The organism is Nonomuraea sp. NPDC049649, assembly GCF_040675175.1.
GTDB lineage: Bacteria > Actinomycetota > Actinomycetes > Streptosporangiales > Streptosporangiaceae > Nonomuraea.
The window spans coordinates 19,268-42,876 of the sequence record NZ_JBFAOH010000049.1; the positions used below are offsets into that span (position 1 = coordinate 19,268).

22 protein-coding genes are annotated in these 23,609 nt (G+C 70.5%); 13 read left to right on the plus strand and 9 right to left on the minus strand.

What is annotated here, in order from left to right:
• Positions 1 to 87: 87 nt before the first annotated feature.
• Positions 88 to 879, plus strand: coding sequence for a DUF4240 domain-containing protein (locus AB0J42_RS33955; RefSeq protein ID WP_364301871.1), 792 nt, complete (start codon positions 88 to 90; stop codon positions 877 to 879).
• 142 nt (positions 880 to 1,021) lie between these two features.
• Here the strand turns inward: AB0J42_RS33955 and AB0J42_RS33960 are convergent, their stop codons facing one another.
• Both AB0J42_RS33960 and AB0J42_RS33965 read right to left on the minus strand, forming a co-directional pair.
• The gene (locus AB0J42_RS33960; protein ID WP_364301873.1) at positions 1,022 to 1,441 is read right to left on the minus strand and encodes an NUDIX domain-containing protein; all 420 of its coding nucleotides are present in this window, start codon (positions 1,439 to 1,441) and stop codon (positions 1,022 to 1,024) included.
• Between the two features lie 962 nt (positions 1,442 to 2,403).
• Complete coding sequence (locus AB0J42_RS33965) at positions 2,404 to 3,627, minus strand: acyl-CoA dehydrogenase family protein (protein WP_364301875.1); 1,224 nt, start codon at positions 3,625 to 3,627, stop codon at positions 2,404 to 2,406.
• 78 nt (positions 3,628 to 3,705) lie between these two features.
• Between AB0J42_RS33965 and AB0J42_RS33970 the strand changes: the two genes are divergently transcribed.
• Positions 3,706 to 4,344, plus strand: coding sequence for a TetR family transcriptional regulator (locus tag AB0J42_RS33970; protein ID WP_364301877.1), 639 nt, complete (start codon positions 3,706 to 3,708; stop codon positions 4,342 to 4,344).
• Between the two features lie 3 nt (positions 4,345 to 4,347).
• Here AB0J42_RS33970 and AB0J42_RS33975 read toward each other — a convergent pair whose 3' ends face one another.
• Both AB0J42_RS33975 and AB0J42_RS33980 read right to left on the minus strand, forming a co-directional pair.
• Positions 4,348 to 5,829, minus strand: a complete 1,482-nt coding sequence (locus AB0J42_RS33975; RefSeq protein WP_364301879.1) for a long-chain fatty acid--CoA ligase — start codon at positions 5,827 to 5,829, stop codon at positions 4,348 to 4,350.
• Entirely contained in the window at positions 5,826 to 7,211 is a 1,386-nt protein-coding gene (locus AB0J42_RS33980; protein WP_364301881.1) for a helix-turn-helix domain-containing protein, read from the minus strand. Before AB0J42_RS33980 ends, AB0J42_RS33975 begins: the two co-directional genes overlap by 4 nt.
• Before the next feature lie 191 nt (positions 7,212 to 7,402).
• On the opposite strand from AB0J42_RS33980, the gene AB0J42_RS33985 reads away from it, so the two are divergent.
• From AB0J42_RS33985 to AB0J42_RS34005, 5 genes are read left to right on the plus strand one after another with little or no spacing between them, the layout of a single operon-like run.
• Entirely contained in the window at positions 7,403 to 8,161 is a 759-nt protein-coding gene (locus AB0J42_RS33985) for an ABC transporter ATP-binding protein (RefSeq protein WP_364301883.1), read from the plus strand.
• The gene (locus AB0J42_RS33990; RefSeq protein WP_364301885.1) at positions 8,158 to 8,868 is read left to right on the plus strand and encodes an ABC transporter ATP-binding protein; all 711 of its coding nucleotides are present in this window, start codon (positions 8,158 to 8,160) and stop codon (positions 8,866 to 8,868) included. Before AB0J42_RS33985 ends, AB0J42_RS33990 begins: the two co-directional genes overlap by 4 nt.
• 2 nt (positions 8,869 to 8,870) lie before the next feature.
• Entirely contained in the window at positions 8,871 to 9,752 is an 882-nt protein-coding gene (locus AB0J42_RS33995; protein WP_364301887.1) for a branched-chain amino acid ABC transporter permease, read from the plus strand.
• Positions 9,749 to 10,756: a branched-chain amino acid ABC transporter permease gene (locus tag AB0J42_RS34000; protein ID WP_364301889.1), complete on the plus strand. Its 1,008-nt coding sequence runs from the start codon at positions 9,749 to 9,751 to the stop codon at positions 10,754 to 10,756. The genes AB0J42_RS33995 and AB0J42_RS34000 overlap by 4 nt, the downstream gene beginning before the upstream one ends.
• A 5-nt stretch (positions 10,757 to 10,761) precedes the next feature.
• Positions 10,762 to 12,048, plus strand: coding sequence for an ABC transporter substrate-binding protein (locus AB0J42_RS34005; RefSeq protein WP_364301891.1), 1,287 nt, complete (start codon positions 10,762 to 10,764; stop codon positions 12,046 to 12,048).
• A gap of 8 nt (positions 12,049 to 12,056) precedes the next feature.
• Here AB0J42_RS34005 and AB0J42_RS34010 read toward each other — a convergent pair whose 3' ends face one another.
• Positions 12,057 to 12,503 (minus strand): hypothetical protein, encoded by a 447-nt coding sequence (locus tag AB0J42_RS34010; RefSeq protein ID WP_364301893.1) that lies wholly within the window; start codon positions 12,501 to 12,503, stop codon positions 12,057 to 12,059.
• A gap of 500 nt (positions 12,504 to 13,003) precedes the next feature.
• Here AB0J42_RS34010 and AB0J42_RS34015 point away from each other — a divergent pair, with 500 nt between their 5' ends.
• Together AB0J42_RS34015 and AB0J42_RS34020 are read left to right on the plus strand one after the other, a co-directional pair.
• Positions 13,004 to 14,686, plus strand: coding sequence for a hypothetical protein (locus tag AB0J42_RS34015; protein WP_364301895.1), 1,683 nt, complete (start codon positions 13,004 to 13,006; stop codon positions 14,684 to 14,686).
• An 82-nt stretch (positions 14,687 to 14,768) separates the two neighbouring features.
• On the plus strand, positions 14,769 to 16,118 hold the full coding sequence (locus AB0J42_RS34020; protein WP_364301897.1) for a trypsin-like peptidase domain-containing protein: 1,350 nt from the start codon (positions 14,769 to 14,771) through the stop codon (positions 16,116 to 16,118).
• Here the strand turns inward: AB0J42_RS34020 and AB0J42_RS34025 are convergent.
• The 4 genes from AB0J42_RS34025 to AB0J42_RS34040 are packed head-to-tail and all read right to left on the minus strand — an operon-like array spanning position 16,110 to position 20,549.
• Complete coding sequence (locus tag AB0J42_RS34025) at positions 16,110 to 17,489, minus strand: cellulase family glycosylhydrolase (RefSeq protein ID WP_364301916.1); 1,380 nt, start codon at positions 17,487 to 17,489, stop codon at positions 16,110 to 16,112. The genes AB0J42_RS34020 and AB0J42_RS34025 overlap by 9 nt on opposite strands.
• Positions 17,490 to 17,491: 2 nt before the next feature.
• On the minus strand, positions 17,492 to 18,310 hold the full coding sequence (locus AB0J42_RS34030; protein WP_364301899.1) for a carbohydrate ABC transporter permease: 819 nt from the start codon (positions 18,308 to 18,310) through the stop codon (positions 17,492 to 17,494).
• Positions 18,307 to 19,275: a sugar ABC transporter permease gene (locus AB0J42_RS34035; RefSeq protein WP_364301901.1), complete on the minus strand. Its 969-nt coding sequence runs from the start codon at positions 19,273 to 19,275 to the stop codon at positions 18,307 to 18,309. Before AB0J42_RS34035 ends, AB0J42_RS34030 begins: the two co-directional genes overlap by 4 nt.
• Positions 19,275 to 20,549 (minus strand): extracellular solute-binding protein, encoded by a 1,275-nt coding sequence (locus tag AB0J42_RS34040; RefSeq protein ID WP_364301903.1) that lies wholly within the window; start codon positions 20,547 to 20,549, stop codon positions 19,275 to 19,277. The genes AB0J42_RS34035 and AB0J42_RS34040 overlap by 1 nt, the downstream gene beginning before the upstream one ends.
• A gap of 155 nt (positions 20,550 to 20,704) precedes the next feature.
• Between AB0J42_RS34040 and AB0J42_RS34045 the strand changes: the two genes are divergently transcribed.
• The 4 genes from AB0J42_RS34045 to AB0J42_RS34060 form a co-directional block, all read left to right on the plus strand.
• Positions 20,705 to 21,718, plus strand: a complete 1,014-nt coding sequence (locus AB0J42_RS34045; protein WP_364301905.1) for a LacI family DNA-binding transcriptional regulator — start codon at positions 20,705 to 20,707, stop codon at positions 21,716 to 21,718.
• A 40-nt stretch (positions 21,719 to 21,758) separates the two neighbouring features.
• A complete protein-coding gene (locus AB0J42_RS34050; protein ID WP_364301907.1) occupies positions 21,759 to 22,259 on the plus strand; it encodes a DUF6789 family protein in 501 nt (166 codons plus the stop codon).
• A 73-nt stretch (positions 22,260 to 22,332) separates the two neighbouring features.
• The gene (locus AB0J42_RS34055) at positions 22,333 to 22,692 is read left to right on the plus strand and encodes a nucleotide pyrophosphohydrolase (protein ID WP_364301910.1); all 360 of its coding nucleotides are present in this window, start codon (positions 22,333 to 22,335) and stop codon (positions 22,690 to 22,692) included.
• A 68-nt stretch (positions 22,693 to 22,760) separates the two neighbouring features.
• A partial coding sequence (locus AB0J42_RS34060; RefSeq protein ID WP_364301913.1) for an AfsR/SARP family transcriptional regulator occupies positions 22,761 to 23,609 on the plus strand: 849 nt, incomplete at its 3' end.

The following is a 23,609-nucleotide window of genomic DNA, read 5'->3' on the forward strand; positions in this document are numbered from 1 at the left end:
TTACGTGCATGATCCGGCTCTGCGTCCCGGTTCGGGCCAGTGCGAGACGCTGGGCAGGGAGTCCTTCGCGTGCGATGATCACGGTTTGTGGATGTCGACGGCTTCTGGGAACTGGTAGAGCGCTCCGCCGAGGAGACCCGCGACAAGGGGGAGCGGGTGGAGTGGCTGAAGGAGTACCTCTCAGGGTTGTCGGCCGAAGAGATCGTGGACTACGACACCTGGTTCACGATTCACCAAAACCGGGCCTGTACCTGGGATATGTACGCGGTGTGCTATTACGTCGCCGGCTTCGGGTCGTCCGACGGGTTCGAGTATTTCGTGGACTGGCTGATCAGCCTTGGGCGTGAGGCCTTCGAGAAAGTCGTCGACTGTCCTGACCGGATCGTCGAGTTGCCGGAGGTGCAGCGGCTGATCGAACTGGCGCGGGCCTTCGTACACCGGCGGATCTCCACCTCGGGCGACATCTGGCTCGGACGGTTCACGCAGACCCGTCTTCATACCTTGCTGGAGGAGGAGTACCCGCAGTACGAGTTGTTCGCGTACGTGACCTTCGATCCGTACCAGCAGGTCACCGGTGAGGACACCGAGCATCTGGGCGACGCCGTCCGGGCGCGAGGAGTCGACAGCAAGTTCCCATTCGTGACCTATTACGTGGAATGTGACGGCGAGCCCTGGGACTGGAGCGACAGGGAGGAGTTCGCGCGGCGACTTCCGAGGCTCGCCAGTCATTACGAGTTCATCGAGGATCTGGACGAGCGGAGCCGACGGTACGCCACCTGGTGGCCCGAGCGCACCTTCTGGAGAGAGCGAATCCGTGCGTGGGTGTTCCACCGCGAGGGGACGACCATCACCTGGCGGGACATAAGCCGCCTGCGTTAGGTCCCCGGCTAGAGGTGTGCTCATGGCCGGGGCCGACGGCCATCACCTGGACCCGGGACATACGCCATCTGCGCTGTATCGCCGGCCTGATGAAGGTGTGCTCCTGGCCGGATCGGGGCGGGTGCCTCTGTGCGCCCCCATCTCATGCCCCGTCGTGGACGACTTCGTAGCGCGCCGCCTGGGACCGGCCGAGGACGTGTGCGGTCGCCGGGAACAGCGGTGACGGCAGCCGATCCGGTGAGAACCACTCCCATGACCGGAACACCTGAGGCTCCGTCACCCGGGGCATGGTGGCGCCCAGGGTGACGGCCACCGCGGCGGTCACTCGTACCACGTCGTCCGGATGATCGACCACCACCGCCAGCACCCGCGGCGGCCCCGCGTCCCCGATGCCGGTCTCCTCACGCAGTTCCCGCACGGCCGCGTCCTCGAAGCGCTCTCCTGGTTCCACTGCCCCGCCCGGCAGGCACCAGGACGGCTCCTCTCCGTCCTTGACCCGCTCGCCCAGCAGAATCCGCCCTTGCCCGTCGGTCAGCACGACCCCTACCCCGATGATCCCCACGCGGCCTCCTCCGTACGGCGACTGCGCCAGTGTAGGAGTTGATCTTCGCTAGGGTCGGGCCCCCTGTCCGGAGACGCCAGGAAGTGACCGATGCGCCGCTACAGGTTCGGCTGGGTCGCCGCCGTGGTTGGAGGGGGATACGTCGTCGCGGTCATCGTGTCGGCGGTCGTCGCCGTGGTGACCGAGGACGCCGGCTATCTCCGGCCCTCAACTGCCCCTTGCCGTTGTCGTGGCAGTGCACATCTACGACACGGAATGCCGTACCGAGCGAGCACGTAGACGCTGCCTGGAGCGCCTTCTCCTTGAACTGGCAAGCGCTGGCGTGACAGAAGTCGTCATCGAAAGCCGCTCACCCAGCCAGGACCACTTGGATCTTCTGCTGGTCATGGCCTTGCGGAAGTCGCGGGCCATCTCGAAGGCGATCATGGTCAACTGGCTGAGGAACCGCTGCTCTGGGCGGCTGATGCAGTGGTCGGTGCTACCACCTGGTGGATCGATGGGCATAGCGCCTGCTTCCAGCGCCTGCACGAACGCGTGCGGGTCGTGTGCATTGATTGAGCAGGAATAGCGCAAAGGCCGGACGCCCGATTCCATCGGGAGGCCCGGCCTCACTTCCGACACCCACCGGGGGTGCGGCGAGTCCAGTATGCCTCACCGAGAGTAATCGAACTACCCCGTCCCCGGCTTGCGGCCTCGGTGTGCACAATCGGCCGGACCGGCCGCCCTTCTGCCTGTCGTCCACGGGCGGCGGGCTGTGGTCGGAAGGCTTCTCGCGCGTGAGCCGACCCTGCGCGACAGGCTCCTCGATACGTATACGCAACTGTCGCAGCTGGCCGGCTTTCTCACCTATTACGCGACAGCTGAGCAGCCTCCGCGCGAGGGCCCGCGTTTCTCGATCTCGGCGATCCGACGTTGATCGTCGACGGTGGTGAAGTCCATGCGGATCTCTCTGCTGGTCCGGCTCACAGAGGCAGCCCGCCCGTGGCCGAGTTGGTGGAGCCGGTGGCCTGGTAGGCGGCGATGGTGCGTTCGGCGATGCGCATCTGGTGGATCTCGTCGGCGCCGTCGGCGAAGCGGGCCCAGCGGGCGTGCTGGAACATGTGGGCGAGCGGTGTGTCCGTGGAGTAGCCGAGCGCGCCGTGGATCTGGATGGCGCGGTCGATGATGCGGTTGAGGCTGTTGGCGACGAAGTGTTTGGCCATCGAGACTTCGGTGCGGAAGTCCTCGCCGCGGTCGATTTTGTAGGCGGCGTGCAGGACCATCAGTTTGCACTGGTAGAGCTCCATGGCGGAGTCGGCGATGAGCCATTGGACGCCTTGTTTCTCGGCGAGCAGGGAGCCGTGGCTGTAGCGGTTGAGGGCCCGGTCGACCATCATGTCGAGGGCGGTCTCGGCTTGGGAGATCCAGCGCATGCAGTGGGCGAGCCGGGCCGGGCCGAGGCGATACTGGCCGAGGCGGTGGCCGTTGCCGCGCCCGCCGAGGATCTGGCTGTCGGCGACGCGCAGGTCTTCGATGACGATCTCGCTGTGGCCGGTCGAGCCGTGCATGGTCTCGACTTCGCGTACGTCGTTCCAGCCGTCCTGGGGCAGGTCGATGAGGAAGGCGGTGTTGGCGCCCCGGCTGCCTTCGGGGACGTCGTCCTCGGTGCGGGCGATGAGGATGGCGAAGCCGGCCCGGCGGGCGTTGGAGATGAACCACTTGTGCCCGTTGATGACCCATTCGTCGCCGTCCTTGACGGCGCGGGTACGGATGAGCGTCGGGTCGGAGCCGGCCACTTCGGGCTCGGTCATGGCGAAGCAGGACATCTGGCGGCCTTCGAGGAGGGGCCGGAGGTATTTCTCCTTCTGTTCGTCGGTGCCCCAGTGGAGCAGCGTGTGCATGTTGCCCTCGTCGGGGGCCTGGCAGTTGAGCACCCACGGCCCGAGCCGGGTCTTGGCCGCCTCCGACTGCACCATGGCCAGCTCGACGTGGCCCAGCCCCATGCCGCCCCATTTCTTCGGCATGTGCGGCAGCCACAGCCCTTCGGCCTTGGCCTTCTCGCGCAGGGCGAAGATGCCGCGCAGGTAGGCGTCGCGGTCGAGCCCCTTCAGCTCCTCGCTCGCGGGGATGACGACCTCCTGGATGAAGGCGCGGACCCGCCGGCGGATCTCCTCGTGCTCGGGGGCGAGGGTGAAGTCGATGGCCATGCCGTACTCTCCTCAAGGCGGTTTCACCGATAGTACTATCGGTGAAATTCCGCACAAGCCCCCGAGAGAAGGGCGCCCGTGTCCGAGACACCGCTCACCAGGCGCGAGGCCAAGGACCTGACCAGGCGGAGGCTGCTCGCGGCGGCGCTGCGGATCCTCGACGAGGAAGGCGAGGCGGGCCTGACCACGGGCAAGGTCGCCAAGGCCGCGGGCATCGCCCAGTCCAGCTTCTACGTGCACTTCAAGGACATGCCGGACCTGCTGCGCGCCCTCGGCGAGGAGGGCGGCGAGCGCCTGCGCCGCGACATGCGCGAGGCCCGCCGCCGCGCCCGCGAGGCGCCGGGCGAGCTGGAGAGCCACCGCGACGCCTTCCGCATCCCGCTGGAGGCCGTCTCCCGGCATCCGGAGCTGCTCCGGATCCTGCTGCGCGCCCGCCACGACCCGTCCTCGCCGCTGCGCGGCTTCGCGCTGGAGACGGCCCGGGCCTACCGCGAGCACCACGCGGCCGACCTGGCCGCGCTCGGCTACACCGCCGACGACGAGCGCGACCGCCGCCGCCTGGAGATGATCGCCGACGCCATGAACGCGGCCACCGACGCCCTGGCGCTCGGCCACCTGGAAGGCCGCTACCCGGACCTGGAGGAGGCCGCGGACGTGCTGGTCGCCCTGTCGCGAGGCTCCCTGCGCTGGCTGCGCGCCACCCGGCGGGACCCGTGACGGTCACCGCGCCGGGGACGGCACCGTGATCGCGCGCTTGAGTATCTTGCCCGTCGGGCTCACCGGCAGCTCGTCCAGGACCGACACGTGCCGGGGATACTTGTACGGCGCGACCCGCTCTTTGACGAAGGCCCGCAGTTCGTCCGGGTCGGCCGGCTCCCGCAGCGCCACCACGGCGGCGATCTCCTCGCCGAGCTCGGGGTGCGGCACCCCGATGACCGCGGCCTGCCGCACCGCCGGATGCTCGTAGAGCACCTCCTCCACCTCGCGCGGGTAGACCGTGCGGCCGCCGCGCAGGATCACGTCGCGCCGCCGGTCGACCAGGAAGAAGAACCCCTCCTCGTCCACCCGCCCCAGGTCGCCGGTGTGGAACCAGCCGTCGCGGATGGCCTCGGCGGTGGCGTCCGGGTTGTTCCAGTAGCCCTTCATCACGTTCGGGCCGCGGATCACGATCTCGCCGATCTCGCCGCACGGCACCGGGCGGCCGTCCTCGCCGACCACCCGCATCTCGATGCCGCGTACGGGCCAGCCGATCGAGCCGGGCCGCCGGGCCTCGCCGCCCCGGTTCGTGGCGGCCACCGCGGCCGTCTCGCTTAGTCCGTACCCCTCGACGATCGCGCAGCCGAACCGCGCCTCGAAGGCGCGCAGCACGTCTAGCGGCAGCGGCGCGCCGCCGGAGACGCAGATGCGCAGCAGCGACAGGTCGGAGGCGCCCGGATGGTCCAGCAGCGCGATGTACATGGTCGGCACGCCCTGGAAGACCGTCACCCCGTCGCGGCGCAGCAGTTCCAGCGCCCGGCCCGCGTCGAAGCGGGTCATCAGCGTGAGCCGGGCCCCGGCGTGGACGGTCGCGTTGAGCGAGCACGTCTGGCCGAAGGAGTGGAAGAGCGGCAGCGCGCCGAGCACCACGTCGTCCACGCCGAGCGCGTGCATGCGGGCCACGGTCGCGGCGGTGCCGCACAGGTTGCCGTGGGTCAGCTCGATGCCCTTGGCCCGGCCGGTGGTGCCGGCGGTGTAGTGGATGACCGCGGTGTCGCCGTCGTCGCGGGGGACCACGGCGGTGTCGGCGGGCAGCCCGCGCAGCAGGCGGCGGAACTCGCCGGGCACCACGAAGAAGCAGTCGGTGCCGGTGCCGGCGGCCCCGGCCTCGGCGGTCTCGGCGAAGGCGTGCCAGGCGATCAGCAGGCGCGGCCCGCAGTCGCTCACGTACGCGGCGATCTCACGCTTGCGCAGCAGCGGGTCGAGCGGCACCACGACGGCGCCCGCGCGGAGCACCCCGTAGTAGACCGCCGCGAACTCCGGCACGTTCGGCAGCATGATCGCCACCCGGTCGCCGATGCCGATGCCGCGCCCGCGCAGCAGCGCGGCCACCCTCGCGGACATCAGGTCAAGCCCCCGGTAGGTGAGCACCGCGTCGTCCAGCGTGATGACCGCCCTGTCGCCGAGTCGCTCGGCGGAGGTGTGGAGCCGGTCGGCGAGGTTCATGGAAACGACCGTACGTCCGAGATCGCTTGGAGCTCATTGGTCGCGGCGGCCAGTCTTTTCCGCTCGGGATTGGTGGGAGGCAGCGAGTCCTGCAGCGCGATGGCGACCAGCAGCTCGACGAGGTCGTTGATGTGGCGCAGGCTGCGGCCGGTGCGCTCCTGGATGCGGCGGAGCCGGTACTGGGCCGTGTTGGGGTGGATCTGGAGCCGCTCGGCGGCCGTGCGCAGGTTGAGGTCGGCGGCGGCGAAGGCGCGGATGGTGGCGGTGAGCACGCCGCCCCGGGCCCGGTCCTCGTCCAGCAGCGCGGTGATGCGCGGGTCGACGAGGTTGCGCGCGGTGTCGTCGGCGCACAGCGCGAGGTACTGGAACGGGGTCAGGCGCGGCAGCGCGGCCACCCCGCCGTCCTCGGGCAGGAAGTCGATCACCGCCCGCGCCTCCTGGTAGGCGCGGGGGATTTGCGCGACGCCCCCGCCGACCGTGCTGATGCCCATCGCGAGCACGATACCGTCGGCCCGCAGCGACTCGTTCAGCGCCTGCAGCCGGTCGCAGAGCTCCTCGGCGTCGCCGTTCGGGCCGAGCACCGGCACGGCCACGATCTCCGACTGGCGCACCACCGACAGCGTGCGCCCGCCGCCCCTGGCGGACGTCCGGGCCAGGGCCGCGCAGGCCGCGTGCCGGGCGTCGGCGCCCCGGTCCGGCCCGCGCGCCACCATGTCGTACGGGTCGAGCACGACGGCGACGACCACGAGCAGCGGGGTGCGGGTGTCGGGGCAGAGCCCGTGCGCCTGGGCGGCGGCCAGCTCCGGCCCGCGGGTCGGGACCGCCCCGGCCAGCAGCGTCTCCAGCAGGTCGCGGGTCTCGCGCGCCGCCTCCGCCGCCGCGTACTGCTGGAACTCCTGGTAGGCGTGGGCGGCGTGGGTGCTGGCGACGTCGCAGTAGCGCATGACCGGGGCCGCCAGCGTCAGCGCCGCCTCCCGCCCGGCCTGGGTGCGGCCGGCCCTGGCCAGCACCGAATCCCAGAACACCTGCTGGCCCACCCGGAAGGCGTTGATGTAGTCGGCGAGCGCCACCCCGGCCCGGGCCCGGCGCATCGCGGACTGGCGGACGTAGCCGATGTCCTCCGGCCGCACCGTCCGCTCCTCCAGGAGCACGGCGAGCTTGCCGCGGTACTGGCGCACCACCTGGTCGCGCACGTCGGCCAGGAACGCCTCACTCTGCGCCGCGTAGGCCGGGATCTCGGCGCGCATGGTGGCGACCGCCGTGGCGGCCAGGGAGTCGACATCGGAGAGTAGTTCGGAGAGGATCCGCGCGCGCTGCGCCCGGACCGCCTCCGCACCAGTGAACGTTTCCGCGCCGGCGGCACCGCCGGAACCACTGGACATGTCCGGGATGATCCATGCCGGTCGCGGTGAGGTCAACGGCTCGTGACCGCACCGAGACAGTCGCTGTGTCCGGTGGACAACCTTCCGTGCACATGTTGGGTCGCCGTGCCCAATGCGGCCGGAGACGGGCCGAACCTACGCTGACCTCAACTTCAGAACATTCTTCCACTCGCAGTGCCCCAGGAGGCCGGATGCTGGAAGTTGACGATCTTACCGTCCGGTTCGGCGGCATCACGGCGCTCGACGGCGTCGGGTTCTCCGTGCACAGCGGCGAGATGATGGGACTGATCGGGCCGAACGGCGCGGGCAAGACCACCCTCTTCAACTGTCTCACCCGGCGCTGCCGGGCCGACGCGGGGCGGGTGCGCTACGAGGACAAGGACCTGCTCGCGGAGCCGCCGCACGCCATCGCCGCGCTCGGCATCGCCCGCACGTTCCAGAACCTCGGCCTGTTCCCGCGCCTGTCGGTACGGGACAACGTGCTGGTCGGCGCTCACCACCGGGGCAAGGCCGGGTTCCTCACCGCGGCGCTGCGGTTACCGGTCGTGCGCGGCGAGGAACGGCGGCTGCGCGCCGAGGCCGAGGAGGTGCTGGAACGGCTCGGCCTGACCGAGGTCGCCGATCACCCTGCGGCCGGGCTGCCGTTCGGCACCCTCAAACGGGTGGAGCTGGCCAGGGCGCTGGCCGTCAAGCCGCGGCTGCTGCTGCTGGACGAGCCGGTCAACGGGCTCAACTCGGCCGAGGTCGAGGAGTTCGCCGGCACCCTGCGCGCGATCCGCGAGGACCTGAACCTGACCGTGGTCGTGGTCGAGCACCACATGGGCTTCGTCATGGGCACCTGCGACCGGATCGTCTGCCTGGACTTCGGCAAGAAGATCGCCGAAGGGCCGCCCGCCGAGGTGCAGCGCGATCCGGGCGTCATCGAGGCCTATCTGGGGACGGCGGTATGAGCGAGCTGGTGGTCACCGGGCTGAACGCCGGATACGGCGGAGCCCAGGTGCTGCACGACGTCACCTTCACCGTGGGCGAGGGCGAGATCTGCGCGATCCTCGGCCCCAACGGGGCGGGCAAGACGACCCTGCTGCGGGCGCTGTCCGGCATGGTCAAGGGCCGCGGCGGCGTCCGGCTCGGCGACGCCGAACTGCTCGGCCGCACGCCCGACGCGCTGGCCAGGATGGGCGTCGCGCACGTGCCCGAGGGCCGGGGCACGTTCATGCCGCTCACCGTCGAGGAGAACCTCCGCCTGGGCGCCTTCACCCGCCGTGACCGCCTGGACGAGGACCTCGACCGCATCTACGGCTACTTCCCCGCACTCAAACCCCGGCTCAAGCAGGCGGCGGGCAGCCTCAGCGGCGGCGAGCAGCAGATGGTCGCCCTCGGCCGGGCCCTCATGCTCCGCCCCCGGCTGCTCCTGCTGGACGAGCCGTCGCTCGGTCTCGCCCCGCTGGTCACCCGGGAGCTCTTCCGGATCGTGCGGACCATCAACGAACAGGAGCGCACCACCGTGGTCGTCGTCGAGCAGAACGCCCACCTCGCCCTGGGCATCGCCCAGCAGGCGCACGTCCTGGAAACCGGGCGGATCGTGCTGTCGGGCACGGCGGCGCAGATCCAGGAGGACGAGCAGGTCGCTCAGTCCTATCTCGGATACCGGGTCTGATCATGTCCGGATTCCTGCAGCAGGTCCTCCAAGGGCTCAGCACCGGCGCCATCTACGCCAGCCTGGCCCTCGCGCTCGTGCTCATCTACCAGTTCACCGGGATCGTCAACTTCGCCCAGGGCGAGCTGGCCATGTTCTCCGCCTACATCGCCTGGCAGTTCACCGCGGCCGGCCTGCCGTTCTGGCTGGCGCTCGTGCTCACGCTGGTCGTGTCGTTCGCGGGCGGCATGCTCATCGAACGGGTGATCATCCGGCCGGTCGAGGGCGCCCCGGAACTGACCCTGGTGATCGTCACCGTCGGGCTGTTCATCTTCGTCAACGCTGCCGCGGGCTGGATCTGGTCGTTCCTCATCAAGGACTTCCCCAACCCGTTCCCCAGCGGCGCGTTCGAGGTCGGCGGGGTGAGCGTCGGCTTCCAGACGCTCGGCGTGTTCGCCGTCGTCGGCATCGTCATGGGCCTGCTCTACCTGCTCTTCCAGCACACCAAGATCGGGCTCGGGATGCGCGCGGTGGCCACCAACCCGGTCTCCGCCCGGCTGGTCGGCATCCGGGTCGGCCTGACGCTGGCGCTCGGCTGGGGCCTGGCCGCCACCGTCGGAGCCGTGTCCGGCGTGCTCGTCGCGCCGCTGCTGTTCCTTGAGCCCAACATGATGGGCGGCGTCCTGATCTACGCCTTCGCCGCCGCCACGCTCGGCGGTTTCGACAGCCCCGCCGGGGCCGTCGCCGGCGGGCTGATCGTGGGCGTCGCCGAGACCCTGGCCGGCGCGTACGTCGGCGTCATCGGCTCCGACCTCAAGGTCGGCGTGCCGCTGGTCATCATCCTGGGCGTGCTGCTGCTGCGGCCCCAGGGCCTGTTCGGACGAGCGGTGGTGGAGCGGGCATGAGCGAGTCCACACAGGTCACCGGCGCGGTCGCCGCGCCCTCCCGGGCGCGGGCCGTCAACTGGCGGTGGATCGCGGGCGGCGTGCTGCTCGCCGCCGCCGTCTACGCGCCCTTCCAGCTCGTGCCCTTCCACGTCTTCCAGCTCACCATGGTGCTGATCTACGCGGTGGCGCTGCTCGGGCTGAACGTCCTGGTCGGGCACGCCGGTCAGATCTCGCTCGGGCACGGCGCGTTCTTCGCGGTCGGCGCGTACGGTGCGGCGATCATGATGTTCCACTGGGAGCTGCCGTACCTGGTGACGCTGCCCGTGGCCGCCGTCGTGGCGTTCGCGCTCGGCCTGGTGCTGGGCGTGCCCGCGATGCGGCTGCGCGGCCTCTACCTGGCGCTCGTCACCCTGGCCATCGCGGTCTTCCTGGTGCCGCTGCTCAAACGGTTCGAGGAGGTCACCGGCGGCTCGATGGGGCTGTCGCTGGCCAAGCCGGAGCCGCCCGCGTGGAGCGGGCTGGCCGAGGACCAGTGGCTGTACTTCCTCGCCCTGGCCGTCGCCCTCGCCGCGTTCACGCTGGCCGCGAGCCTGCTCCGGTCCCGGGTCGGGCGGGCGCTGCACGCGGTCCGGGACAACGAGATCGCGGCCGAGGTCATGGGGGTGCGGCTGTCGTTCTATAAGACGCTCGCGTTCGCCTGGAGCGCGATGTTCGCCGGGGTGGCGGGCTGCGTCTACACCTGGGTGATCGGGTTCGTCTCGCCGGACTCGTTCCCCCTCACGCTCTCGATCACGCTGCTGGCGGGCATCGTCGTCGGCGGTCTCGGGTCGCTGTCCGGCCCGGTGCTCGGCGCGCTGTTCGTGATGTTCGTGCCCAGCCTGTCGCAGGACATCAACAAGGCCGCGCCCGGCGTCATCTTCGGCCTCCTGATCATCGCGGTGATGTACGTGGCCCCGGCCGGGCTGGCCGGCCTGGCGGGGCGCGCCGCGAACGCTCTCAAGAAGACCCTCCGGAAGGGGTAACAGCCATGCGTTTGACTGCTATCGGCCGTACGGCGGTGACGGCCACCCTGGTGCTCGCCGCGGCGGCCTGCGGGGGGAGAGGGGAGACCGGCGGAGAGGCCGTGGCGACCGGCGCCGCCCAGGAACAGTGCCAGGGCCAGCAGACCACCGGCATCACGGACACCACGCTCAAGCTCGGCGGCATCTACCCGCTGTCCGGGCCGGCGTCCGCCTACGGTGACATCCCCAAGGGCATCCAGGCCTACTTCGACTACGTGAACAACGAGCAGGGCGGCATCGACGGCCGCAAGGTCGAGTTCGTCGTCCGCGACGACGGCTACCAGCCGCCCAAGGCCGTCGAGGAGGCCCGCCGCCTGGTCGAGCAGGAGGAGGTGTTCGCGCTCTTCCAGACGCTCGGCACCCCCTCCACCACCGCCACCTGGGACTACGCCAACCAGCGCAAGGTTCCGCAGGTGTTCGTCGCCACCGGCGCATCCCAGTGGGGCACCGACACCGAGCACCCGTGGACCATCGGCTGGCAGCCCAACTACATCTCCGAGGCCCGCGTCTACGCCGCCTACCTCAAGAAGGAGAAGCCCGACGCCAAGGTCGCCATCCTCTACCAGAACGACGACTTCGGCGAGGACCTGTCCGGCGGCTTCAAGAAGGCCATCGAGGGCACCGGCATCACCGTCGTCGCCGAGCAGAGCTACGAGGTGACCGACCCGAGCGTGGACCCGCAGATGCGCAACCTCGCCGAGTCCGGCGCCGACGTGTTCCTCAACATCACCACCCCGAAGTTCGGGTCGCAGGCGCTCGCCGCCGACGTCAAGAACACCAAGTGGAACCCGCTGCACATCGTCAACAACGTCGCCGCCTCCGTCACCGTGCTCAAGCCCGTCGGGTTCGAGAACGTGCAGGGCATCGTGTCCTCCTCGTACTACAAGGACCCGAACGACCCGCAGTGGGAAGACGACGCCGAGATGAAGCTCTACAAGGAGAAGATGGCGCAGTACGCGCCCGGCTCCGACCCCAACATCCCGTACCTCACCTTCGGCTGGGCCGTGGCCAGCAGCTTCCACAAGGCGATGGACGCCGCGACCTGCAAGACCCGCGAGGGCCTGATGGAGTCGGTGCGCAACCTCGACAACGTCCAGGTCGACATGCTGCTGCCCGGCGTGACCATGCAGACCTCGGCCGACGACGCCTTCCCCATCGAGTCGATGCAGCTCATGGAGTTCAAGGGCGAGCGGTGGGAAGTGTTCGGCGAGGTGATCGACACCCGCGCGGAGTTCGGCCCGCTGACCAAGTGAGCCGCTAGTCAGAGGCCGCCGCCCTCACCCGGGGCGGCGGCCTTCCGCGCCCGCCCGTCCTCGTCCAGGTAGTCGCGCCAGGACCGGGACGGGCGCCAGCCCAGCATCCGCACCGCCTTGCCGCACCAGATCCCGGACGCGTCCGGCCTGGACAGGGGCCTGACCGGGATCGCGTCCCCGTACACCGTCGTGATCAGGTCGGCCAGATCGCGGTTGCCCGCGTTGTCCGGCGAGGCGATGCCGAACACCTCGTGCCCGGCCAGCCCCGACTCCACCGCCAGCACGATCGCGTCCGCCAGGTCGTACACGTCGATGTAGCTCCACAGGCCCGGGTTCGGCCGGTAGGGGTCGCGGAGCTGCGGGCCGAGGTTGCGCTCGTAGTTGCCCTCGTGCTGCACCCAGCTCGGCCGCAGCGAGACGCACCGCAGGTCCGACCGGCGCACCGCCGCGTCCATGAGCTGCTCGCCGAAGTGCTTCGACAGCGCGTACGGGTCCTGCGGCGCGATCGGATGCGCCGCACCCCGAGCGCCACCGCCGCCTCGACCAGGTTGAACGTGGCCATCAGGTTGTTCTGGAACACCACGTGCGGCGGGTTGTGGGTGGGGTCGGGGATGGCGGCGGCGTGCACCACCGCCTCCGCCCCGCGCATACGATCCGCATCGCATCCTCCGTGATCAATCGCAGGTGCTCTTGTTGATCGCTCCCCGAAAGTCAAAACCCCAAAAGCCTTTTTGGGGAAACCCCTCGGGCTGGGCGCCGTTAGCAAGCCTTCGGCCTGCCCGGCCCGCCGTCGTCCGGGAAGAGCGGAGCCGGGCTCCCCGTTCCCCAGTGGTCTTCAGGATCCTCGTCAGAGCGGAATCGCCGTGCGTAATCGGCAGAATCAGGGGCACGGGGGTCCACCTGATCGGGTTGCGCGACATAGCGTGGGGGTGTCGCCGGGAGCGAAGGGGCGGGTGTGCTGCAGCGGGTCCTGCGGATGGCGGTCGCCGTCACGGTGGTGGTGCTGGCCGTGATTCCGGACAGCATGGTCGGCAGGCTGGGAGGCACGGCGGCCAGGGCCTTGGAGGCGGCCGAGGAGTGCGCGCCGCGCGATACCGAGGTCAAGGCCCGCTACCCGATCACCGGCTACTGGCTGATCCCGCGGGCCGACGCGTGCCTGACCCGGCGGCTGGTCGAGGCGATCCACGGGGTGGGCGCCGACACGCTCATCACGTTCGGCCCGCGGCTGATGCTCGCCGGCGTGGACGCCGAGGGCCGGGTGACCGGGGAGTCGGCCGCGGACTTCGCCGGCTGCGTCGAGGACGGCCTGACCTGCTACCAGGCCGCCGAAGCCACCGGGCGGGAGATCCGGAGCGTCTACACGTACACGGCGAGCGAGCACTTCGGGCCGGGCCTGCTGCGCTGCCCCGGCCTGGACCGGCGGGTGGTGAACGGCGGGCGCGTCTACTACCGGCTCATGCTCGGCGACTCGTGTGAGGCGTCCTCGTACGACCTGCTGCTCGTCACCGCCGACGGCGACGGCCTGGGCCACATGATCGCCGAGGCGGCGGCGCAGGGCATGCGGGTCTTCCCCGGCCTGCCGGTGCCGCCGCGCGAGGAGGTCAAGACCTGGCTGCCCGACCTGGCCCACCTGCCGGTGCTCAACGCCTTCACCGAGCGGGTGGTCGCCGACTACCGGCAGCGGTACGGGGACTCGGGCGTGCTCGGCGGCCTCTATCAGTCGTTCGAGCTGGCCATGCGGGATCGGCTGGACGACGATCCGATCATCGCCCTGTACGAGGCGCAGCACGAGGTGGTGGCCCGCACCTGGCCCGGCCAGACGATCATGGTGAGCCCGTTCTGGGACGCGCGCCGTGGCCGCGGCTTCCCGCCGGAGCGGGCCGAGCGGGGGTTCGACGAGATCGCCGCCACCCGCGCCGGCGCGCCCATGGTCATCGCCATCCAGGACGGGCGCGGGGTCGGCAAGGTCCCGGTGCACGGGGCCGACGAGGCGGACGCGCCGGTGGACCCGCGCCTGGAGCCGGTCACCGGCCCGGTCACCAACCGGCAGGCGTATTACGGCTCCGTCCGCGACTACGTGGACGCCGCGGCCCGGCGGGTGCGGCCCGGCGTGGAGCTGTGGGTGAACGTCGAGGTGTTCGAGCCCACCCCGGTCCAGGGCGAGTGCGGCCGGGCCGACCCGCTGCCGTTGCGCGGCCGTACCACCAAAGCCCGCGTGGACCGGCAGGTCGCGGCGGCCGGCCCGCACCCCACGAAGATCATTTCGTACGGCTGGGACCCCTTCCTGACCTGCCGCGACCACCCGTCGGCGCCGTCACTGGCCGACGAGCTGGCCGCGAACGGGCAGCAGCCGGTCGTCGTGCACGCCGCCCCCGCCGAGCGGAACGGGGTCGCGGGCGTCACCGTCGAGGGCCACCACCTGCGCGGCGGCACGCTCCGCTTCACCTACCACCGGGCCGGGACGGGGCCGGTGACGGTGGAGGCGCCCCAGGAATGGCACGAGCCGCGCGGCGGCCGGGAGTCGGCCTGGGCGCCGTTCACGCCGGAGAACCCGGACCCGGCGCGGCCATGGGTCACGATCAGCGCCGTCAACGGGGCCGGGCACGCCGCCACGTCGGGATACGCGATGGGGCTGTAGCCCGATCTTCAGCGGCGTCGGTCACGTAACGCGCTCTGTTCGTGACTTAATGTGTCCTCCATCTCGATCTGGAGGGGGACCGATGTCACGCCGAAGCACCCTGGTAGCGCTGGTGACAGTGAGCACCGCGCTGGTCGCGCCGCCCGTGGAGGCAGCCGCCGCGCCGCCGCCGGTGCCGGAGGCCGACGTCTCCCCGGCCATGGACCCGAAGCGGGCGATCGCCTACTGGACGGCCAGGAAGCAGTTCAACACCGACGCCGGCAGCCTGCCGGAGAACGTGGTCATCCCGAGGGCGGCGGGCGGCAGGGCGGGCGTGCCCGGCCACAAGCGGCTCACGCCCGGCGCCGACGTCAACGGCTACGCCCGGATGCCCGAACCGTACCGGCGGTCGCTCGACAGCCGCGCCACCGGCCGCCTCTACTACCTCGACGCGAACGGGCGGCGCAAATCCTGCAGCGGCGCGGTGGTCCGCTCGGCGCGCGGGCTGCTGGTGGCGACGGCCGCGCACTGCCTGTACGGGGTGTCCCGGGGCAGGCGGGGCGTCTGGTCGCGGAACATCGCGTTCGTGCCCGCGTACAACCCCAGGGCCGAGAAGGCGGCCGACCGCGTCCCGTACGGCGTGTGGGGGGCGCGGCGCGCCTGGAAGCCGGCGCGCTTCACCGGCGTGTCGCCCTACGACTGGGACTCCATCTACGACGTGGGGCTGGTCGAGTTCGCCAAGCGGGGCAGCGCGACGCTGCAGGACAGGGTGGGCGGGTTCACGCCGATGCGCAGCGAAGGCGGGCGCCGCACCGTCGTCAGCGTCGGCTACCCCAGCGACCGCCCGTACGACGGCACCCGCCAGCTCTGGTGCCTGGCCCACACCAGGCTCTGGCCCGGCCACGCGGCCGGCGGCGGGGTCGGCGGGCGGATGCGCACCGACAACTGCCACCTGTTCGGCGGCAACAGCGGCGGCCCCTGGCTGACCAAGGACGGCGGCATGCTGGCCGGCGTGCTGACCTCCGGCGCCAGCAACGACGCCGGCCACGGCTACGCGGTGGCCAACCCGCTGGGCGGCGAGAGCTACGCCGCCGTGGTGCGGCGGGCCGACCCCAGGGGCGTGTACGACGCGCTGTCGGTCCAAGGCTCCGGCACCACCCGCCGGGTCACCGCCACCGTGACCATGAAAGGGCTGATGGCGGCGGCCGACGTGCCGGTCGTGTTCACCCTGCCGCCCGGCTCGCGGGCGGGGAAGACGAAAGGCTGCACCGCAGAGGGGCGGGAAGTGCGGTGCAGCCTTCCGCTCGTCCGTCCGGGCCGTCCGGTACGGGTGAGCGTCCCGGTCCGGATCCCGCGGACGGACCGGCCGAGCGCGACCGTGTCCGTCGCCTCGACCTTCCTTGACCCGGACCGGCGCGACAACCACGACCGGTTCCGGCTCACGTCACGCTGACGCGCTCCCGCCCAGGTTGGCGGCCAGCAGATCCAGCAGCGGCTCGCGGCGCCGGCAGTTCTCCAGCGCGAACGAGTCGGCCAGCGCCAGCAACTCCGAGTCGTCGAGGCCCCTGAACAGCTCGGCGTACTCGGGCAGCAGCGCCTGGGCGATGAGGATGTGCCGGATCAGGTCGTCGACCTGGTAGCGGGCGCCCCACGGGTAGGGCTCCCAGCCGGGGAACTCGGTCTCCATCAGCTCGTGCAGCGGTGCGAGCTCCTCGGCGGACTCCTGCATGGTCGAGCCCCACCGGTCGGCGCCGAGCCGCTTCTTCTTCTCGATGAACGGGCCGAACCTCTCCAGGTACGGCCCGTCGGCGCAGACCAGTCCTTGCAGGCCGACGTCCTTGTACGTCCACAGCGACCAGCCGGCCTGGTGCCCGTCGTAGATCTCCAGCTGGTCGCGGAGGATCTGGTAGCGCTCCCGGTCCAGCTCCGGATCCCCGGTGTAGACGGGGCCGAACTCGCCGACCCAGAGCGGGGTGCCGGTCTCGCGCTGGAACCGCGACCGCTCCTCGAACGTGCGCTCCAGCTCGTCCCGGTCACACCAGCGGCCCTGGGTGTATCCGGGATAACCACCCCCGTGGGCGAACCCGGCGAGGGCGTAGTCGTGACAGACGAAGACGGTGTTCTCGTACACCTCCCGGAAGATCGAGAAGTCGGTCGAGTACGTGTTGCCGTCCAGGAACAGCACATGCCGGGGGTCGGCCGCGCGCACCGCCTTGACCAGCCGGTCGTAGAACGGCCCGACGACCTTGCCGCTCGGGTCGCCCGGCTCGTTGATCGGGTTGTAGCCGGCCACCCACGGGTTGTCCCGGTAGTGGTCGGCGATCGCCTCCCACAGGTGCACCACCCGGTCCTGGAAGTGCCGGTGCTGCCAGAAGGAGGCGACGTGGGTCGGGTTGTCGGAGTGCCAGTGCTGGTTCTGGGAGCCGGGCAACGCGTGCAGGTCGATCACGCTGTAGATGCCGTGCGCGCCGAGCAGGCCGATCACCCGGTCGAGATGGCCGAACCCGTACTCGGTGATCTCGAAGGGCCGGTCGTCCGACTCGAAGTGCCGGTAGTTGACCGGGATGCGCACGCAGTTCATGCCCAGCCGGGCCAGCAGCGCCGCGTCCTGCTCGGTGAAGAAGGAGGAGAGCAGCCGGTCGAAGAAGAGCTCGGCACGCTCCTCGCCCAGCACCTGCCGCACCGCCGCGCGCATCGACGCCTCGTTGGCCGGATAACCGGTGATGAAGTTCTCCATGTTCATCCAGCCGCCGAGCCCGACGCCGCGTAAACGTACGGGCCGGTCGTCGGAGGTGCGGAGCTCGGCTCCGGAGACGTGCAGCATGGTCACCCTTTCATCGCTCCCGCTGTGAGGCCACCGATCAGGTGGCGTTCCGCAACTGCGTAGAACCCCAGTGCGGGCAGCATGGCCAGCACGAGGTAGGCGAGGATCCGCGCGGTGTCGGAGCTGTACTGGCCCTGGAACTGCTGTACGCCGAGCGGGAGGGTCCAGCTCAGCTCGTCGCTGAAGACGACCAGCGGGAGCATGAAGTTGTTCCAGCTTCCCACGATCGCCAGCACCGACACGGTGGCGATCGCCGGGCGGGCCATCGGCAGCAGGATCCGCCAGAAGAAGCCGAACGGTGAGCAGCCGTCGATCGTGGCCGCCTCCTCGATCTCTCCTGGGACGCTCCGGAAGAACTGGCGCAGGATGATGATCGTCAGTGGCAGGCCGAACGCGGCCTGCACCAGGATCACCCCCATCGGGTTGTCCAGCAGGTTGAGCGTGCGCAGCATCACGAAGATGGGCAGGATCGCGACCGCGAACGGGAACATCAGGCCCGCCGTGAACAGCGTGAACAGCGCCTCCCTGCCCCGGAAGGCGAAGCGGGCGAAGATGTACGCGGCCAGCGCCGCCAGCCCGACCACCAGCACGGTCGTGGCGACGGCGATGAACGTGCTGTTCCACACCTGCCGCCAGAACGAGCCGGTCGCCAGCACCTCGGTGTAGTTGCCGGTCTCCCACGGGCTGGGCAGGCCGAACGGGTTCGTCGAGAGCTGCTGGGTGCTCTTGAACCCGCCGAGCACCGCGTACACCACCGGGATGAGAATGAACGCGCCGACCACCCAGGCGATCGCGTGCAGGGGCAGTGTGGTGCGCTTCATCGTTTACCTCCCATGGCCGTGGTCGCGCCCTCCAGGTCACGGCGCATGACGAACCGCTGGTAGACGAGGGCGAAGATGAGGCTCAGCACGAACATGACCACGCTGATCGCGCTGGCGTAGCCGACCTGGGAGCGCTCGAAGCCGAGCGCGAACATGGTGACGGCCAGCGTCTCCGACGAGTGCGCGGGCCCGCCCTCGGTGAGGATCCAGACCAGGTCGAAGAGCTGGATGGTGTAGATGACGGACAGGAACACGCTGATCCTGATCGTGGGCCCGAGCAGGGGCAGCGTGACGTACCGGAAGATCCTCCAACCGGCGGCTCCGTCGATCTTGGCGGCCTCGATCAGCTCGTTCGGGATGTTCTGCCGGCCGGCCAGGTAGATCATCATGTGGAAGCCGAAGTACTTCCACGTCATGACCAGGAAGATCGACCATAGCGCGCTGTCCGGGTGCGACAGCCACTCCGAGTCCAGCCCGAGCGGGCTGAGGAGCTGGTTGGCGATGCCGTTCTCCGGCGACAGGATCAGCGAGAACAGCACACCGGTGATGACCTCGGACAGCACGTACGGCGCGAAGAACACCAGCCGGTAGAGCGCCCGCCCCCGGATGCGCTGGTGCAGCAGCATCGCGATGGCCAGCGCGAACGGCAGCTGGATCACCAGCGTCGTACCGATCAGGAACAGCAGGTGCCCCATGTCGGTGTAGAAGATCTCGCTGGAGAGCAGCTTGGTGAAGTTGCCGAAGCCGATGAAGTCGGTGGGCAGCCCGCCGAACCCGTTCCACTTGAAGCCGCTGGCGTAGATGGCGACCAGGATGGGCGCCACCACCAGCAGCAGGAAGAGCGCCAGCGCGGGCGCGACGAACAGGGTGATCGTGAGCCAGTTGTTGCGGGCGCCGGGTTTGCGGCGGCGATGGGGACGGGCCGGAGGCGTGGCCGCCTCCGGCCTGCGGGTGACGGTCGTCATCAGCTCTCGCTCTTGGCCACTTCGGTGATGTCCTGCGCCACCTGCTCCGGCGTCTTGGTGCCCGCCATCAGCTCGGCAACGCTGTCGTTGACCTCCGAGCCGACCGCCGGCGGGTACGCCTGGTCCAGGTAGAGCTGGAAGCCGGTGGCACCGGCCAGCGTGGTGGCGACGGTCTTGAGGTTCTCGTCCTTGACCGCCTCCTCGACGCCCTTGAGCACGGGCAGGACGGCGCCGGTCTCGACCGCCTTGGTGTGGTTCTCCTTGTTGGTGAGGAACTTCAGGAAGTCAAGGGCCTCCTGCGGCGCGTCGGCGCCCACGGCCATGCCGCCGCCACCGCCGAACGCCTCGGTGATGGCGCCCTTGCCGCCCTCGACCTCAGGGAACGGGAAGAAGCCGAGGTCGTCGCCGAGGCCCTCGCCCGCGTCGTTCTGCACGGTCGGCGCCCACTGGCCCATCAGTTCCATGGTGGCCTTGCCGTTGGCGACGCTGGCGGCCTGGCCGTCGGGGGTGGAGTAGCCCGCGCCGAGGAAACCGCGCTGGAACGGCTCCAGGTCGACCAGCGCCTTGAGCTGCTGCCCGGCCTGGACGAACTCGGGCTTGGTGAAGTCGTTGTCGACTCCCGCCTGCTGCAGAGCCGGCAGGCCCGCGATGCGCATGGCGAGGTAGGCCCAGTAGTAGTGGCCGGGCCACTTCTCCTTGCCGGCCAGCGCGATGGGGGTGATCCCGGCGTCCTTCAGCTTCTTGACCGCGTCGAGGTAGCCCGACCAGGTGGTCGGCGGCTCGGCGATGCCCGCCTGCTCGAAGTGCTTCTTGTTGTACCAGAAGCCGACCATGCCGATGTCGACCGGCAGCGCGTACGTCTTGCCGTCGAACTGGTACGCGGCCATCGAGGCCGTGGTGAACTCACTCAGGTCGACGTCCGAGCTGATGTCCTTGATCAGCCCCGCGTCGACCTGCTGCTTCAGCACACCGCCGCCCCACGTGGCGAAGACGTCAGGAGTCTTGCCCGACTGGGTCAGTGTGGTCAGTTTGCTCTTGTATGCCTCGTTCTCCAGAACAGTCATCTTGACGGTGACGTTCGGGTTGGCTTCCTGGAACTCCTTGGCCCGCTGCTCGTAAACCGTCTTCAGCGGGTCGGACGTCGCCAGGTGCCAGAACTCGAGTGTCACCTTCCCGGGCGAGCCCTCGTCGCCGGCTTCTGTCGTGGCGGTCTGCCCGCCTCCGCACCCGGCCAGCAGGACGACCGCCGCGATCAACGCACAGGTTCGTTTCACAGGGGTTCCCTCCTTGGAAAATTTCGTGAACCCCCCGATATTTTCGTTGTCCGGAGCATAGGTAGACCGCTTGTGAAGCGTCAATAGCGATGCCGATCGCGGTTCGGTCACGACCGGTTATCCCTACTCCGAAACTTTCGACTAAACTCCGGATCATGTCTGCGAAAAGGCGGGTGACGATCGCTCTGATTGCCGAGGAGGCCGGGGTGTCGATTCCCACGGTGTCCAAGGTGATCAACGGTCGGCCCGAAGTCGCCCCGGCGACCCGCCATCGCGTCGAGCGGCTGCTGCACAAGCACGGCTACCAGCGGCGCGTGAGTCACGACGAGACCCCCGCCGGGCTCGTCGACCTCGTCTTCACCGAGTTGGAATCGCCCTGGGCGATGGAGATCGTGCGCGGGGCCGAGAGCGCCGCCCACGAGGCCGGGGCCAGCGTCGTCATCACCGTCCTGCATACCCACGCCGGGCCGGGCCGCGACTGGCTCGAACGCCTGGCCGGCCGCCGCACCGACGGCGTCGTGATCGTCGCCTCCAAGCTCTCCGCCGGTATTCAGGACCAGCTCAGCGCCCGCTCGCTGCCGTTCGTCGTGGTCGACCCGGAGGGCGAGCCCGCCCCCGGCGTCGTCTCCGTCGGCGCGACCAACTGGAACGGCGGCCTGGCCGCCACCCGCCACCTGCTGGAGCTCGGCCACCGCCGGATCGGCATGATCAGCGGCCCCAACGACATGCTGTGCAGCCAGGCCCGCATCGACGGCTACCGCGCCGCGCTGGAGACAGCCGGGGTGCCCGCCGCGCCCGAGCTGATCCGCCGCGGCACGTTCATGGTCGACTCCGGCCACGACCACGGCCACGCGCTGCTCTCGCTCGACGAGCCGCCCACGGCCATCTTCGCGGGCAGCGACATGCAGGCCTTCGGCGTCCTGGAGGCGGCCCGCCAGCGCGGCCTGCGGGTCCCCGAAGACCTCAGCGTGGTCGGCTTCGACGACATCCCGCTGGCCAAGTCCGCCTGGCCGCCGCTGACCACGGTCCGCCAGCCGCTGCAGGAGATGGCCGCGCTCGCCACCCGCACCGTGCTGGCCATGCGGCGCGGCGAGTCGCCCGAGGCGCGCCGCGTCGAGCTGGCCACCGAGCTGGTCGTGCGCGAGAGCACCACCCCGTTGCCCGCCTGACCTGGGTTTCGGCGGCGGGGGCACGGGCAGCAGCGGCCTCATGACGCACCGACTCGTGCGCGGCGCCCTCAGCGGCGCCGCCGCCACCGTGACCATGAGCGCGGTCATGCTGGCCGGGCAGCAGGCCGGCCTCATGCCCGCCCAGCCGCCCAAGCACATCGTCCGCGGCCTGCTCCCGGGCAGCAAGCGGCGCCCCAAGCCCGGCGAGGGCGTCCTGGCGGCCCTGGCCCACCTCGGCTTCGGCGTCGCCTCCGGCATGGCCTTCGCCCTGCTGTCGCGCCGCCCGGACCGGCGGGTCGCGTCCGGCGTCGGCTACGCGCTGCTGATCTGGGCGGTCAGCTACGAGGGCTGGGCGCCGCGCCTCAGCGTCCTCCCGCCGATCCGCCACGACCTCCCCACCCGGCCCGCCGTGATGGCGGCGGGCCACACCGTGTACGGGGCCACGCTCGGTGCCGTCCTCAACCTCCTCGAACCGGTCGAGCAGCCACCCGTCCCGGAGGAAACGCGTCAGAAAGAGCCCCGGCCCGCCCTCTCCTTCTGAAAATTTCAGAGCGAGGCTGCTGAAACTTTCGCTCCCTGCTTTGTACGGCGGGAAGCTCGTAAGGTCGTGAACCATGACGACGGAGCTGGACGGGCTGGCGGAGCGGCTGCGCGCGTTCGCGCGGGCCCGCGACTGGGAGCAGTTCCACACCCCGAAGAACCTCGCGATGGCGCTGACGGGCGAGGTAGGGGAACTCGTGGCCGAACTCCAATGGCTCACCCCCGACGAGTCACGCCACCCCGACCCCGACACTCTGTCCCGCATCACCGCCGAACTGGGCGACGTCGCCATCTACCTGGTCCGCCTGGCCGACGTCCTCGGCGTCGACCTGATCGCCGCCGCCCACGCCAAACTCGACATCGGTGAACGCCGCTACGACCCGGACACCTACCGCGGCACCGCCCGGAAGGCCCCACCCCTTCCCGACTCCTGATCACTCGTCCGTGCACCCCCTTTCAACGGCTATTTCGGAAGACAGGGGCGGCGCATAGGGTGGCTCGCATGCGTTTCGGGGTGCTGGGGCCGCTCGCCGTGTGGACGGACCGGGGCGAGCCCGTGACCGTTCCCGGCATCAAGGTCCGCGCCCTCCTCGCCGACCTGCTCGTGCACGAGGGACGCACGGTTTCCGCCGACCGTCTGGTGGAGGACCTGTGGGGGGACGAGCAGCCCCGCAATCCGGCAGGGGCTCTCCAGGTACGGGTCTCCCAGCTGCGCAAGGCGCTGGAGGACGCCGAACCCGGTGGCAGGGACCTGGTGATCTCCAGGGCGCCCGGCTATCACCTCGCCCCGGCCGACGTGGACGCCGTGCGCTTCACCGACCTGCTGGCGCGGGCCGAGGCGACCGGGGACCCGCGCACCCGGGCCGCCCTGCTGGACGAGGCGCTGGACCTGTGGCGGGGCCCGGCGTACGCGGACTTCGCGGACGAGGAGTTCACCCGGGCCGCCGTCGTACGGCTGGAAGAGCAGCGCCTGACCGCGCTGGAGCTGCGCGCGGAGGCGCGCCTGGAACTGGGCGAGCACGGCCTGCTGGCCGGCGAGCTGGGCGACCTGGTGGCCCGCCACCCGCTGCGGGAGCGCCTGCGAGCCGTCCACCTGCGCGCCCTCTACCGGGCGGGCCGCCAGAGCGAGGCGCTGGCCAGCTACGCGGAGCTGCGCGAGCGGCTGGCCGAGGAACTGGGCCTCGACCCCGGCCCGGAGCTGGTGGCCCTGCACCAGGCGATCCTCGCCCAGGACCCGGGGGGGGGGGGGGGGGGGGGGGGGGGGGGCCGGCCCGCCCCCCCCCCCCCGCGGCTCGGCTTGGGAGGGGGGGGGGGGGTGGTGGGGGGGGTGGGGGGGGTGGGGGGGCTGGGG